This is a genomic window from Sulfuricurvum sp., assembly GCF_028681615.1.
In the GTDB taxonomy this organism is placed as follows: domain Bacteria; phylum Campylobacterota; class Campylobacteria; order Campylobacterales; family Sulfurimonadaceae; genus Sulfuricurvum.
This window is the reverse complement of the sequence record NZ_JAQUHV010000003.1, coordinates 54,175-68,535: the sequence shown is the minus strand read 5'-3', so window position 1 is coordinate 68,535 and position 14,361 is coordinate 54,175. Positions and strand designations below refer to the sequence as shown.

Below are 14,361 nucleotides of genomic sequence, written 5' to 3'. Positions count from 1 at the left end.
TTGACTAACGTGCTGAGTGAGTAAAGCCAAATACTTTTGTAAATCCGAGGATATCGGTAATCAATAAAACGATAAACACAAAAACAACCGCACCTACAATACCTCCAAAATCACCGCCGGCCGGTAATGTATCGATTTGAGAAGAGATTTTAGATACCTCTTCATCACTCATCAGCGCAATTCTTTGTTCAACCATTTTAGGATCAACTCCCATCGATTCAAATGTTTTTGCAACATCTTCACGCGCCACAAATTGACTCACTTTTTCATGTGACGAAACTGCAGCAGGCTGGACTAAAACTGCCTCTGTTGAAGCCATTTGAGCCCATGAAATCTGGGCAAACACTGTAACACTTAGCACTATCGATAAAATCACTTTTGAGATTTTCATCTGGTTTCCTTTAATTTGTTTTCAATCAGCATTTTATTGCTTAATTGTTAACATTAGATTATATGTATTTATTATAGTTATATTTGTATAAAACATAACTTGGTATTTTATACGAAAAAAACATGTAAGTTTTGTTAAATAAAATATTGTATTAGAATAAGTATTTCCTATACTTAATTAAAAATTAACAGCTCGACTCCTAAACGATTTTGCGGATGATTATAGTCCATTATACTCTCACCATAGCCGCTAAAACCCTTGATGTACAAAAAGTTATTTTTAGAGTTGCTGATAAGGTATGTGTCAGACGCGGAGCTAAAATAGGCGGTGTGAATACTATTAGAACTATAAAGCTGCGCGCATGAAATTTCTTATTTCTCTTGAAAATTTAGAATGATTTTTTGCTGTCAGATATAAACAAGAATATAGGATATTTTAAGGTTTGTTTGTCGATTAGGAACTCATAAATATTCTGGCGAATACGATTTTCCAAAACTTAATCGTAAATAGAGCGCATATTTGAAAGATATACACATTCCATCTTTGACTATGATTTAGCATAGATATATTTCTCAATAAATATATAGATGATTTATTGAGCTTATTTTCTTTAATTATAATTTAAAATAAACAAAATTCAAATTGTATAGGAGTTTTAATACTTTGATACAGAATTACCCTAAATCGCTAAAAATATGTTAGAATTTGCCGATAAGAAGATTGAATTATAAATATTACGAAAGGATTTTAATGTCTATTACATTTGGACAGATGGTACCGCGTGAAATCACAACTATCAAAACAAAAATGCCGATTACCCATTCTATTGAACACTATCAAAAAAACATTCAAGAATTAAATACACTTTCCAATAGTGGTCGGGGATCGAAAAAATTTGGTTTTTCTAGTTTAAAGCATTCCGAAACTTCTGCAGCCGACTTGTCGGAGACGCCAAGTATTTCTGATATTCGAAAACTCTTCCGAAAATGACCCTTAACCAATGTTTTTTCCAAGGGTAACATTATCCTTTAAAAAATACAAAAGAGTACTTGACAGTTTGATTGTCAAGCACCCCTTGGTCGTTAGTATCTTCTTTTTTTCAACACTCATTTTTTTTGTATCGTCCCATTTTAATAATTCCGCTCAAGGATTCGTTGCCTATGGGGCAGTATCGCTTTATCTTTTTGCACTTTTTTTTAATTTTGCTGACAAAATACGTCTGTTACTTTTATTAATTTCCCTCTTCGTTTCCTGGCGATACATTTTCTGGAGAATAACGGGCACCATCCTCTATACTGGATTTCTTGATTATATCGGCACACTTTTACTTTTAATAGCAGAGCTCTACGGTATTATCATTTCAAGCCTTGGGATATTCACTTCGCTTCATCTGCTTGAGCGTAAACCGATCGATATCCAAAATGTCCCTATTGACGAACTCCCTTCGGTCGATGTCCTCATCCCAACCTATAACGAGGATTTCGATATAGTCGTCGATACGGTGCTAGCAGCTTCCATGATGGTCTATCCTCAACACAAACTACGAGTCTGTATTCTCGACGATGGGGGATCCGATCAAAAAATCAACGATTCTGATCCCGACAAACGCGCCGTTGCCATTGAAAGGAGAAAGCGGTTTCAAGAATTTTGTACCAAAAATGAGTTTACTTACATCACACGTGCCAAAAATCTCAATGCTAAAGCAGGAAATATCAACAGCGCATTGCAACAACTCGACGGCGAATTGATCTTAATTCTTGATTGCGACCATATCCCAACCCAGAATTTTCTCAAAAACACCGTTGGTGAATTTTTAAACGATTCCCAAATATTCCTTGTACAAACACCTCACGCTTTTTACAACCCCGATCCTATTGAAAAAAATATGGGAATTTTCCGAAACGCACCGTCCGAAAATGAAATGTTTTATTACCACATTCAAAAAGGTCATGATTTTTGGGAAAGTTCCTTTTTTTGTGGTTCAGCTGCCCTTCTTCGACGCAGTCATCTCGACCTTGCGGGAGGAATTGCAGGGGAAACGATTACCGAAGATGCAGAAACTGCCTTGAAACTTCATGCCATGGGCTACAAAAGTGCTTATATCGCCATTCCGATGATCCGCGGCTTACAACCTGAAACCTTCAGTGCTCTTGTGCTGCAGAGAGTTCGCTGGTCTCAAGGTATGGTACAAATATTTTTACTCAGCAACCCTCTTTTCAAGCCTCTCAAACTGCATCAGAAATTAAGTTATTTCAGCGCCAGCTTTTTCTGGTTTTTCTCTTACGCCCGTGTTGTTTACTTGGTTGCACCGTTGGCATATCTTCTTTTCGGACTTCGTATCTATCACGCGACACCGATAGAAATCCTAGTCTATCCTATTCCGCATCTGATCCTTTCGATTCTTACTTCCTATTATTTGTATAAAGAAGTGAGATGGAATTTTTATTCCGAAGTATATGAAACGGCGCTTTCACTATTTACCCTTCCCGCAATTTTTTCCGTTTTCATGAATCCACGCGCACCAGAATTTGCTGTGACACCCAAAGGAGAAAATGCTGAAGAGGATTTTATCAGCCAGCTCTATACCCCTTTTGTGATCATCTTTACGTTGATTCTTCTTGGATTTGCGATGGGAATCTATCGTCTCATTACCGATCCAGAACTCATTTCGGTAACAATCATAACTATGATATGGAATATATTCAACCTGTTTCTCATCCTCTCAGCACTTGTCATTGTTTATGAAAAACGGCAGTTACGCCGTTACGCACGTATCCCATCGAATGAAACCGTTATTCTAAATATTGGCTTCGAAACATTTTACGGCATAATTTCGGATATTTCGATGGGGGGAATTGCCATCACATTTGAAGACCAGGTGCTCCGTGTAGTTATTGAAAAGCTCAAAACCGATAGCCACTGTTCACTGCTGATCCAAGAAGAAAATGGTCGCAATGTATTCATTCAGGGCAAATACCTGCACACTTTCAAAAATAGCGCAATTTTCCGATTTAACAAAGCAGAAAGCGATTTCAACCTGCGACGTGTATTATTGGGAATTATTTTTGGACAAAATACAAAGTGGATCGAATATGAAAAACTCGAAGTCCATCCAACTCCAGCCGGAGCGTTTCTCTCATTGCTTCGCCGTATACGCCATGAGCTAAAACTTATGGTTATTTTTAATCATACAAGGATACAACTCATGCAAAAAATTTATTCATTTATCCCGTTTCTTCGGACAAAAGGAGTCTAATGCGTTTCTTTATCTTGATTTTATTTTTACTGATGAGCCAACTCTTCGCCATAAGCGATATCATACTTCAATCGAATAACGATGGAACACAAACTCTGCGAATTCCGTTGAACTATGAAGCACAAAATGTCAATCAGGCAACACTGCAAAGTGCACGTGCCCAATATACGTTCAATCTTCCTATCGCATCCCGCTGGGTTCTGTTGTCTGCCAATCTCAAACTTCACTACATGCCCTCATTGGCAATCATACCGGAACGTTCAACCCTTATAGTTTCTATCAACAACAAGCCTATCATTCAAAAATGGATTAATGCATCTCAACGCGGAGAGGCAACTTCCCTAGAAACTCCTCTTCCGGTTGACCAGTTCGAACCATTCAATAATATCACGATCAATAGCTATCAGCATTATACGATCGATCACTGCGAAGATGAAACGGCACCGGAATTGTGGACCAAAATCGATACCCGTAAAAGTTATATCGAACTGACCGTATTACCCAGATCACTTCCATGGTCTTTGAGTTCGATTGACCGTTTTCTCATCGATTCCAAAAATATCACCCGCCAAAAAATGACGTTTGTACTACCTCCAAAAAGAGATAGCAAGCTCGTAACATCAGCAGTTATCGCCGCAAGTGTCATCGGAAAAAAACTCAAATATCGGGATGTCGATGTTCAGATCGCCTCTACAATTCCAAAAGATGGTGACGCCATCGTCATTGCTCCAAGACAAGAACTCATGCAGCTGTTAAAAGCTTCTTTTTCACCTGAACAAGCTGTTGCGTTTCAGGCTAAAATTCAACGTAACTCAATCCTTTTCTTCAATAATCCAGCCAATCCAGGATATGGTATCATATGCCTTACATCAGATAGTTCTCAGGATCTCCTTGATTCAGTATACGCTTTTGCTTCCTACAACTTTACCCTCCATAAAAGTTTTGGTATTCAGGTTAATTCTATAACACTTCCAGAACCTTCTTCACCGTATACTGCTCCCAACTATCTGCCGACTGGACAACGGATTACACTCCGCGAACTTGGACACAAAACAACTACATTCAAATATATGTACCCATCGCCGATGGAAATTGATTTTAAAATGTATCCCGATTTCTTTTTTGACGACAAACAAAAAATCATCCTTGGGCTTAATGGGATATATCCTTCCAAAGTCCGATTCGATTCGGTTTTAAACATATTGGTCAATAATAAATTTGCCACTCAGCTACCATTTGATGAAAAGCTATCTAAAGAGGTTAGTATCACTAAGTTCTTCAATTTTAAAAAGTCAGATAACTTTCCAGCTTACCTAATTGCTGGAGGAAAAAACAAACTCGCGATACAACCAGCAATGATTCCATTCAAAAAAGGGTTTTGTGAACTTTACAATCTCGAAAATCTCCAGACTACCATCCTCGATACTTCTTACATTGAGCTACCTGATGCTCCCCATTGGCTGGAAATGCCTTACATCCGCTATTTTCTCTATGCAGCCTATCCCTTTTCTATCCATCCAGACGGCTTGAATAGTGCCATTGTGATGGACAATTTTTCCTCATCGAATCTCAAAGCCGCTTTGAAACTTGGATTTTTCCTTGGAAAAGAGATTGAATACCCATTGTATCGTCTAAATGTCACAGACAAGATAGACGAAGTTAAAGATAAAGAGATTATTTTCATCGGTTCCTACAGACATACGCCGCAAGAGTTGTCCGAAGTATCGCAAGTCAAAATATCTGGAGGGGAATTTGAAACCACATTCCCTTCCATTTATCGGTTTGTCGATCACCTTCCTTTTTTTGATACGGATCGCCTCAAACCTTTCCGTAACTACAAAACGCTCAAAGAATCAAGCAATATCGAAAAAAACCTTCTCATCCAAGCATTCCATTCCCCTTATAACAAAGAGCGCAATGTTATTTCATTCCAATACGACTCACCATCCGCACTTGAAAAAGGGATCGATATGCTTTTAAGTCCCGAACAAGAAATCGGATGGAATAGCGATACACTGATTGTAAATACGACACTTGAGACAATACACTCTTTCGAACTTGCAGATAAATATTTCCTCGGATCACTCAGTCTCATCGATCAAATGCGTTTTTATCTAACCGAGAATGCTCTTTTTTTCGGCATAATGACTGTTATTCTTTTACTCCTCATGGTCTATGTCATTCGCAGACTACTAAACCATTTCAAAAAGACTCATCATCCGAATGTCTAAAGTTTTTTTTCTCCTGATCGCGATATTGATACTTTCACCTTCACTCAACGCGATCACATGGGAACTCTTTAAAGAACGCTATCTCCAAAAAGATGGTCGGGTCATCGATCGTGAAAATGAAGCTATCACCCATTCAGAAGCAATTGGCTATACCCTATTTTTTGCCGTAGCTATGAATGATGAAACAACCTACCTGAGTGTTGAACACTGGCTTGAAAATAACCTTCCGCGCAATTCCGAAGGGCTGTACCCATGGAAATGGGGTAAATCAAACACGCATGAATGGAAAATTCTTGACTCAAACAATGCGACCGATGGTGACTTATGGATAGCTTATGCACGTATCAAAGCGTCAAAAGTGTTCAAACATCCCGATCAATTGGAGAAAGCCATCACGCATCTTGAGGCCATCAAACGCCATCTCATCCTCTCTTCAGGTGATCGGCTTTTGTTGCTACCGGGCAAATATGGTTTTGTCCATGACAACACTTTTCTACTCAACCCTTCCTACTATATTCCTTTTATTTTCGATACTTTCGCACGGGTAGACGATGCAATCTTATGGAAACGGATGATCACCGAGTCTAAACTCATACTCGCTCAACGATTCGGACAACTACAACTTCATCCCGACTGGATAGCTTTCAAGGATAACAAATTTTTTCTTGATACCAAAAAACCCTATTTTAGCTATGATGCTCTACGCATCCCTCTTTTTTGGTCATTGTGGGACAGGCTCCATCCCAATGCAACGATACAGCAACAACTCAATGGCTACAAAACCCTAGCATCATTCCCGTTTGCACCTGTTTGGATCGATCTTGAACACAATTCTATGTCTCTTCAATCTGATACTTCTGGAGCCATGGAAAATTCATTGAAATTTTTCGGTATAATTTATAAAGTATCATGTATCACAGAAAAGAAAGGGATGGATGAAAAAAACAGCACCTATTTTGGCGACAGTATGGCTATGTTTGCTCTCCTCGGCAGTGATGCTGAATGCGAGTAATCCCGACGTGGAGGAGCTTGTTGGATTGGCGAAACGATATGAATCTCTCCAAAAATACGACGAAGCAATTCAAATATACCGTCATATATTGATCCTTTCCCCAAAAAATGAAACCGCATTAAGTCGAATTCGTACTATAACAAATAGTGTTTCTCATACACAAAAATTTTCTGAGCCTATGGATAAAAATCAGACCCCTTCGGTTTCTCTTTCCCCTACAAAGTCTGCTATTTCAACTTTTGCACCCTATTCAAACGTATCAGAGAAAGAGGTCAAAAAAAACACAGGAATGAGAAAAAAAATCAAAAAACGCTCTGTGATATCTAAAAAGCAAAACGATAGTCAAATCATTGCAGAAGGTTACAAAGCCATCGATGAAGACCGGTGGAATGACGCATTTGCACAGTTCAATACCATTTTGAAACGTCAACCGAAAAATACCCTTGCACTCTACGGAAATGCCCTTGTGTATGCACATCAGCAGCAATGGGACAAAGTTCGCAAAACCTTAGCTCGAGCAGCCGCAATTCATAACGATCCTAAAATATATGCACTCTATACTCAAGCACTCGAACACCTCGGATCGACAAAGGCCCAAAACAACAACGAAAACACCTTTATAGTAAAAATGACCACGATCAAACAGCTCATTACACAAAATTCACTCACAGAAGCAGAAAACGCTCTTCAAGAACTTTACCTGCAAACTCCTTCAAACATTGACATTCTACTTCGTCTTGGCGAAGTCTATAGCCGCCAAGGAGAATTTTCAAAAGCAAAAGAGTATTATGAGTCAGTTTTGACATTTGCACCCGACAATTTTTATGCCCTCTACGGCCTTGCACAAACATACTATGCTCTTTGCAACTATCAGTCTGCTCTTACAACTTATGAACAAATCGATAGAAAAAAATGGGATGCTGCACTTACGTACAACTATAAAATGGCCCAAATCGGTTCTCTAATTCAAACAAATAATTATACAAAAGCCCAGCAATTGACAGAAGATTTGTTTAAAAAAGATCCAGAGAATCTCGAAGTGCTGCGTGAGTTGGCCCTTATATCAGAACATCTCAAAAGCAGCAATGCAATCCGCTATCGGACTGTCGTTTATCAGAAAAGCGGACGAACAGATGATTTGATCGCTTTACTGTATGCTCTTTTAAATTTGGAACGTTTTACACAAACTGAAACCTACTTCAATACGTTAAAAGACAAAACTTTTTCTTCTGAAGAGCTCAGTGAACTCAAAAATCTATATCTTGTTTATTATCACAAACTTTCGTCTCAACAACTCAGTTTAAAACATTTTGATGCAGCCGAGCGCACTGCACGAAGTGGTTTATTGCTCGCCCCTAACGATCCTACTCTTAAAGAAAATCTTGCATGGAGCCTACTGAATCAAAAGCGTCCTGCCGATGCATTGTTGATATTCGAACAGTTGCTCGCTTCTAACCCTTCAAATCGACTCTATTATGCGTCAGCAGTAAGTGCCTATAATGCTAAAAATACCAAAAAAAGCTACGGCTATCTTTTTAAGGCTTCCAAAACAACCGACGTTGAGCTTTTAAAAAAAATTGCCGAGTTATACAAAAATATGGGATACTCCCAAGAAGCACTTGATACAATCAAACTAGTTGAAGACTACCGCAATAACAGACCTGACCTTATGCCACACCAAGAGAAGAGCTTACCCGAAGAGACTTCCAAACCTTCCGAAACGAATGATCTAAACGGTATCTATAACCCATTTTTACCAACCTCGCTGCAGCAACCCGAAAATCTTCCGATATATTCTGAGAAAGATCGATCAAATGAACAAGAAAAGTCATTTTTATTGAGAAATTCCCCGTCAGTTTCAAATCAGCAGAAACAAAGTGATACAATCAACGATCTGAAACAGCAAATCCTGTCCAAAAAGCAATCCTCTGCAAGTGGTGGTTTTTTTTTTGAAAACCGATCTGGAAAACGAGGGATAGACCGTCTAACTAAAACAGTTATACCACTGGAAGCGACCCTGACTCCCTCTTTTGATGATACCTTACATACAGGCATCAACATAATTCATCTTCAAACTGGAAAGCTATCTGATTCAGACCGTTCCTTCCTTGGATACGGAACAAATACTGGAAATCACAACATCGAGGCCTTGAACGGATTTGAACCTTTCATCAAATATACCAAGCGCGTCGATACCTCTTTATGGGAAGGGAAAATTGCTACAACACCGATTAACTCATCAATTGCCAGTACACCAACTGGATATCTTAGAAGCTTGATCGATCGGAATTCATGGCATTATTCTATACAATTTCTCCGCCAACCGGTGACCGAAACACTCCTCTCATACACCGGACAAAAAGATCCCAATAGCGGTCAGGCATGGGGAAGGATTACACGGTCAGGTATAGAGGCTTCTATCTCTTCATCGGACGACTGGATTAAATCGCTAAGCATCGGTTACTACCCACATATTAGTGGAATCAATACGATCGAAAATTCTGAATCCAAGATGGTCTTATTTACCGGTACAAAACTCATCGATACTCCTTCACATGAATTGTTGACAGGACCTTTATTCGTATATGACCGTTATCGCCATTCTACCAATCACTTCACATTCGGTCACGGCGGCTATTTCAGTCCTACTTCCTATCAACTTCTTTCCCTTTATGGCGATTACACTGGCAATCTCGATACTCAAACCTATCTGAGACTCAAAGGGAATATTGGATTCTCATCCTTTCAAGAATCTTCTGAACCCATCTTTCCCCTCGCAAACTCTTCTGCACAGTATAGCAGCTCTTCTACCAGCGGATTTTCAGCCAATTTCAAAGGCTATCTTGGATACAAAATAGATTCGCATCTCCATTTGCTTGGCTTTTTAGGTTGGTCTGATGCCCCACAGTACCGTTTCTTCTCTACAGGAGCTACATTAATTTACTATTTTGACGATTTAGCGCCACTACATCCGAATGAATTGATACGGAATACTTACGCATGGGATAATTTTTTATGAAACAAAGTCTTACGATTTATTCTTCAAAGGGAGGGGTAGGGAAAACCACATTAGCCATCAATATTGCCTCACTGTTACACAAAGCAGGTAATAAAGTTTTATTGATCGATACCGATCCGCAAAACAGCATCTCTGGCATGACCGGAAACGGAAACTTTAACGGGCTATCCGAAATCTTTACGATGCCAATTGAGGAACTGGTTCATTCCACCTCACTTGGAATTTATGTCATGCCCAGCGGTAATGCCGCAATGGAGGAAACCAACGATTATCTTCTCTGGATGTTCAATCATGAACAAGAGATTCTTGAATACTTAGAGTTGCTTAAAGAGTATTTTGACTACATCATTTTCGACACACCCCCTGGCTTTAGCCCGATGGCCGATCTTGCTATGCAGTTTTCCAATGTGATTCTTGCAGTTCTGGAAGCAGATGCAACTTCATATGCAACACTAGAACTTATGCAAAAAGTCCTTGCCAAACTCATACATAAACACCCAGAAAAAGCCATACGTTTTATCACAAACAAAGTTTGGGCAGATGAAATTAGCGTCAATTTTGAAACGGTATACCGCTATTTATTTGACTCTATGTATCTTTTTGCGCTTCCGTTCGATTCTAACGTAAAAGAATCATCTGCTCAGATGCAGTCTCTGGATCAGATCAATCCCCTTTCCCCTCTCACTCAAAGCCTGATCCAAATGCTTAAAAAATTACTTCCGGAAACCGCTCAAGCTTTGTAAATATATGTCCACGTTTCCGTAGACCCTTCGATCGAATGGAGTTTACAATCGACTTCCACTATCGCACTCATCAACCGTTCAAAAAAGTTTCCGATAAATGCCGTTGTATAAATTTCACCAAACTGATCTAAACATGCCTGATCAATCCGCGTGCTGAAATAATCGATACGAATGATCCGCGCTGCCTCATCTACCATACACTGAAAACATCCAAGATGGCGAAGCATCATCAATTGGTTGAGCAATTGAACTAACAATTCGAAATGTTCCTCTTCTTCTATCGTGTAACACTCATCCAGTACATCCTGGACCAATGTTATACTCCACAGATTTAAAATGGTAGTAAAATTGTTTTTATCTCCCACTTTTGCTAGTTCTTTTAACAAAGTCATCAGTAAATAGGCATTATTTTCATTCCAAAGGGATGTCTCTCGACTTTTTTCGATTGATTTTGGAAACACGGCATGTACTGCAGTAGTTTTCGCTGCTTGAAAGGGTGGAGGAAATGTCTGAGATACTTTTGATTGAAAGGGATTGTTCATTGCCATACCTGCCCCTTTTATTTCCGACTGAAATGCCGTATTTTCTTTTTCCCGTTTAAACAGTTTCATCAAATTTTCCTTTTAACGTTATGTAATTATATTGTCTAATTCGATCCACAAAAATATTCATCTCTGCTTCTTTTGAAAACTTTACCAAAAAAATTTATAATATTATTTATTCACCCTCAATTCCCTAAAAAATGAGACCGATGGCTTTGGCATCAGATTATGATAGTATATACCGAAAAAGCGCTCTCCTTCATTAAAATATCCTCGATGAAAAGGGACATCTATCAAATTAAAAAGATTGATACCGAAAATCCCTTTCTGAGTAAAGATTTCTTGACGCTCATTAAGTCTGCTTATCACCTCTTCTTGAAGCTTTTCCCCTTCTTCCCCCCATGACGATAATGCCAAATATGCTAAAAACACCGGTTTTTTGTATTTCGAATGGAGATACCCGCCGAATGACTCGATCCGCTCAGGAAGTTTTTCAATCTCGCTGCGTTTGTTTCGCGTCAATGCACGCATTTCTTGAAATGCGATAAAATCAAAATGCGAGATAGAAGAGACAATTGAAGGATCAAAAGTCTGCCAGTTGTTCAAATCCTCTGTATTTCCATAATTGCCAAAATCTCCAACACATGGTCCTATTGCAATGTCACCGTGGTCAAGAATTTTTTTACTTTCAAGCAAAATATCATTGAATCCTTCCCACCCCTCAACTCTATTCTCATTGAACTCGGGATTCAAAACAACAATTTTTTTCCCTTCTACCCGGTCCAAATATCTCCTAATACGGTGCAAATAGTCATAATAAGCATTTTTGTTTTTCTGGATGTACGATTTAGAAATTGAATCTTCAAACCAATACAAAATAAATATGGGAGTAAACCCCTTCTGAATAATCCGCTCGTTAACTTCCTCTGAAGGGTACCATCCTTCGTCCCAGTCTCTAGTAATCCACATGGAGATAGCATTGACGTTATTCAGATGTTCATTATAGATAAGTTCTGTAATAGAATGAACGCCGTCTGATGAGTTGTATTCATATCCTCCCACTCCAATCAGATCAAATCCATACGCCGCCATTGAATAGAATAACAATACAATAGCAGCCAAATACAACATGATTATTGGTAACGTGCAAAAAGTGAAAATTGTTTTCGTGGCGTTACATCATAAAAAGTAATATCACTATATCGCTCGTTTTCATTCGAGAGAACGCTAAATTTAACGCCGGTCGTATCAGATTTAAATGTTTTTGCCGCACCCCATCTTGGCCAATAAAGGCGTATGGTGACTTTTGAGACAGTTTTTGGATTGTTGTTAAGAAATGATACAATGTAATTTTCACTGCTACGTGTCACTCCAACATCAATAAGACTTACTGATTTGATCCGATCTGCGATTTCACGTCCCTGCAAAAAATTTACTTTATCTTCTTTTTTAAGTAGAGTCAGTACTGATCTTAGAAGCGAAATATTTTGAGGATCTGAAAAAAGATGAGTATGAACACTCAGAGTATAGATACCATCAAGGGCATCAACAAAGTAGGCTTCATCCCTCATCGCCTGCAGTAATGCCTGTTCATCAAATGTTTGATTACTTAAAAATGCATAATCATCTGTCCCAATCCTGGAGATAACTACAAGGTCTTTTCGAATGATGGAAGGGTACAGATGATTTTTATTCTTTTCCATTGTATAGGTATAGCCGGATTCAACAAGTTTTTGAGCCACATGATCATCCACCTCTTCTCTTGGAGGACGAAACCCGGTGATGGGTGTACCCGAAATCTTTTCAATAGCCATTTTTGATCCAAGGACTTCCCGATCAAGCGTCTCATCATCTATGCCGATCAACGGACCGTGAGTGTAGCTGTGGGATGCCACTTCAATATATGGATTTTTACCCAGCTCTTTGGTAACTTCAACATTCTCATCGGCCAATTTGGCAACACAAAATGCTGTTGCTGGAATTTGAAGCTCTCCAACGAGCTCAGAAAAATTACGTGCATTTTCAAAATGAAATTCTGTATCTTCCGATACAAAAACCGGATTTTTTCCGTACATATAAGGATGAACCCGTACTGCGGAACCATCTACCATATACCGTGTCATTCCCTGAAATAATGAGACGTATTTACCTGAATCGGCTTGCGATGAACCAAAAACATAGGAAGGAAAATTAAAATAAATCCAACTTCCTTTTCCTTTAAAACCGTGCCAGAGTACTCCCGCATATTGTTTCGGTAGCCTAGCATCTCCAATCAGCGGTGTATCAAATTGAGCCCAATTCGTCAGCATCATGTCTGGTTTTACCCCTTCTGGTGCTTTGAACAGAGGAATATCGTCGTAATAGACAAACGTCATCAAAGGTCCATTTGGCACATTCGTACTCAATGGTGAAAATACTTTTGGAGTACAAAACATATTGCCCTGTTTTTTGAGCGTATTGATAAAAGGATCTCTTTCTAATCCAGTAAGATTTTTGACAAAACTCTCTCCACGCCATTTTCCCTGCGATCCATTAAATCCGCTATAATAATTGAAGATCAACCCTCCTCCACTTTCTACGAAGTGCTCAATCGCTTCAACCGACGACTCGTCCAAAGCAATAGCATCGATTACGTATAGGGTGTCTCCCGGCTTCAACGTCAGAAGTCGTTTCTCGTCGATAATTTCGCAGCTGATTCCGATTTCGGAAAGATATCCCGATATCTGATTAAGCTGATTCTCGTAACCTGTTCCGTCATTACCAAAACTTTTGAGCTGTTCTATTGTCGTTGAAGATCGCAAGAGATATACTTCTCTCGCTTCACCAATACTGATAGCAAAATTCGCGGGAGCATAATTATTGAAAAGAAAATAAAATACTGGTGACATCAGCACCGCGATAAGAATAGTAAAGCCGAAAACTTTTAAACCATAGTCGAAAGAACCTGGTTTAATTAGTCTCAGGACGTTCATAAAGATTTACCTTTTTGAAAAAAATATAATCAGTATCTTGTTTAGTGAGCATCTCCTCATATCCCTCTTCAAGAATATGAACTTTCTTCTTCGATTCACGTATTTTATAAAGAAAATAGGCCAAAACGCCAAATACCAGTGTCAATATAGTAATTACCAAAATTGCAAATGTCATAAACGTAATAATGTTCACAA

12 protein-coding genes are annotated in these 14,361 nt (G+C 38.9%); 6 read left to right on the top strand and 6 right to left on the bottom strand.

What is annotated here, in order from left to right:
• Nucleotides 1-4: 4 nt before the first annotated feature.
• Complete coding sequence (locus tag PHE37_RS04980; protein ID WP_299996240.1) at nucleotides 5-391, bottom strand: PA2779 family protein; 387 nt, start codon at nucleotides 389-391, stop codon at nucleotides 5-7.
• Nucleotides 392-564: 173 nt separating this feature from the next.
• Nucleotides 565-759: a phospholipase A gene (locus PHE37_RS04975; protein ID WP_299996254.1), complete on the bottom strand. Its 195-nt coding sequence runs from the start codon at nucleotides 757-759 to the stop codon at nucleotides 565-567.
• A 382-nt stretch (nucleotides 760-1,141) separates the two neighbouring features.
• On the opposite strand from PHE37_RS04975, the gene PHE37_RS04970 reads away from it, so the two are divergent.
• From PHE37_RS04970 to PHE37_RS04945, 6 genes are all read left to right on the top strand, one after another.
• Nucleotides 1,142-1,381: a hypothetical protein gene (locus PHE37_RS04970; RefSeq protein WP_299996237.1), complete on the top strand. Its 240-nt coding sequence runs from the start codon at nucleotides 1,142-1,144 to the stop codon at nucleotides 1,379-1,381.
• 67 nt (nucleotides 1,382-1,448) lie between these two features.
• The gene (bcsA, locus tag PHE37_RS04965; RefSeq protein ID WP_299996233.1) at nucleotides 1,449-3,647 is read left to right on the top strand and encodes a UDP-forming cellulose synthase catalytic subunit; all 2,199 of its coding nucleotides are present in this window, start codon (nucleotides 1,449-1,451) and stop codon (nucleotides 3,645-3,647) included.
• Nucleotides 3,647-5,878, top strand: coding sequence for a cellulose biosynthesis cyclic di-GMP-binding regulatory protein BcsB (locus PHE37_RS04960; protein ID WP_299996231.1), 2,232 nt, complete (start codon nucleotides 3,647-3,649; stop codon nucleotides 5,876-5,878). The genes bcsA and PHE37_RS04960 overlap by 1 nt, the downstream gene beginning before the upstream one ends.
• On the top strand, nucleotides 5,871-6,890 hold the full coding sequence (locus PHE37_RS04955) for a glycosyl hydrolase family 8 (RefSeq protein WP_299996228.1): 1,020 nt from the start codon (nucleotides 5,871-5,873) through the stop codon (nucleotides 6,888-6,890). The genes PHE37_RS04960 and PHE37_RS04955 overlap by 8 nt, the downstream gene beginning before the upstream one ends.
• A complete protein-coding gene (locus tag PHE37_RS04950; RefSeq protein ID WP_300008264.1) occupies nucleotides 6,814-9,909 on the top strand; it encodes a cellulose synthase subunit BcsC-related outer membrane protein in 3,096 nt (1,031 codons plus the stop codon). The genes PHE37_RS04955 and PHE37_RS04950 overlap by 77 nt, the downstream gene beginning before the upstream one ends.
• Entirely contained in the window at nucleotides 9,906-10,652 is a 747-nt protein-coding gene (locus tag PHE37_RS04945; RefSeq protein ID WP_299995360.1) for a ParA family protein, read from the top strand. The genes PHE37_RS04950 and PHE37_RS04945 overlap by 4 nt, the downstream gene beginning before the upstream one ends.
• Here PHE37_RS04945 and PHE37_RS04940 read toward each other — a convergent pair.
• The 4 genes from PHE37_RS04940 to PHE37_RS04925 all read right to left on the bottom strand — a co-directional run bounded on the left by PHE37_RS04940 (nucleotide 10,640) and on the right by PHE37_RS04925 (nucleotide 14,359).
• Entirely contained in the window at nucleotides 10,640-11,263 is a 624-nt protein-coding gene (locus PHE37_RS04940; RefSeq protein ID WP_299995361.1) for a hypothetical protein, read from the bottom strand. The genes PHE37_RS04945 and PHE37_RS04940 overlap by 13 nt on opposite strands.
• Nucleotides 11,264-11,365: 102 nt before the next feature.
• Nucleotides 11,366-12,325 carry a hypothetical protein gene (locus PHE37_RS04935; RefSeq protein ID WP_299995362.1) on the bottom strand — a complete coding sequence of 320 codons (960 nt, stop codon included), beginning with the start codon at nucleotides 12,323-12,325 and terminating at the stop codon, nucleotides 11,366-11,368.
• A gap of 2 nt (nucleotides 12,326-12,327) precedes the next feature.
• The gene (locus PHE37_RS04930; protein ID WP_299995363.1) at nucleotides 12,328-14,166 is read right to left on the bottom strand and encodes a polysaccharide deacetylase family protein; all 1,839 of its coding nucleotides are present in this window, start codon (nucleotides 14,164-14,166) and stop codon (nucleotides 12,328-12,330) included.
• Nucleotides 14,144-14,359: a hypothetical protein gene (locus tag PHE37_RS04925; RefSeq protein ID WP_299995364.1), complete on the bottom strand. Its 216-nt coding sequence runs from the start codon at nucleotides 14,357-14,359 to the stop codon at nucleotides 14,144-14,146. Before PHE37_RS04925 ends, PHE37_RS04930 begins: the two co-directional genes overlap by 23 nt.
• Nucleotides 14,360-14,361: the final 2 nt, after the last annotated feature.

Bases quoted from the DNA above. Each gene is read 5' to 3' on its own strand.
- PHE37_RS04980 (WP_299996240.1), bottom strand. From the start codon at position 391: ATGAAAATCTCAAAAGTGATTTTATCGATAGTGCTAAGTGTTACAGTG.
- PHE37_RS04955 (WP_299996228.1), top strand. From the start codon at position 5,871: ATGTCTAAAGTTTTTTTTCTCCTGATCGCGATATTGATACTTTCACCT.
- PHE37_RS04940 (WP_299995361.1), bottom strand. From the start codon at position 11,263: ATGAAACTGTTTAAACGGGAAAAAGAAAATACGGCATTTCAGTCGGAA.
- PHE37_RS04945 (WP_299995360.1), top strand. From the start codon at position 9,906: ATGAAACAAAGTCTTACGATTTATTCTTCAAAGGGAGGGGTAGGGAAA.
- PHE37_RS04960 (WP_299996231.1), top strand. From the start codon at position 3,647: ATGCGTTTCTTTATCTTGATTTTATTTTTACTGATGAGCCAACTCTTC.
- PHE37_RS04970 (WP_299996237.1), top strand. From the start codon at position 1,142: ATGTCTATTACATTTGGACAGATGGTACCGCGTGAAATCACAACTATC.
- PHE37_RS04950 (WP_300008264.1), top strand. From the start codon at position 6,814: ATGAAAAAAACAGCACCTATTTTGGCGACAGTATGGCTATGTTTGCTC.
- PHE37_RS04935 (WP_299995362.1), bottom strand. From the start codon at position 12,325: ATGTTGTATTTGGCTGCTATTGTATTGTTATTCTATTCAATGGCGGCG.
- PHE37_RS04930 (WP_299995363.1), bottom strand. From the start codon at position 14,166: ATGAACGTCCTGAGACTAATTAAACCAGGTTCTTTCGACTATGGTTTA.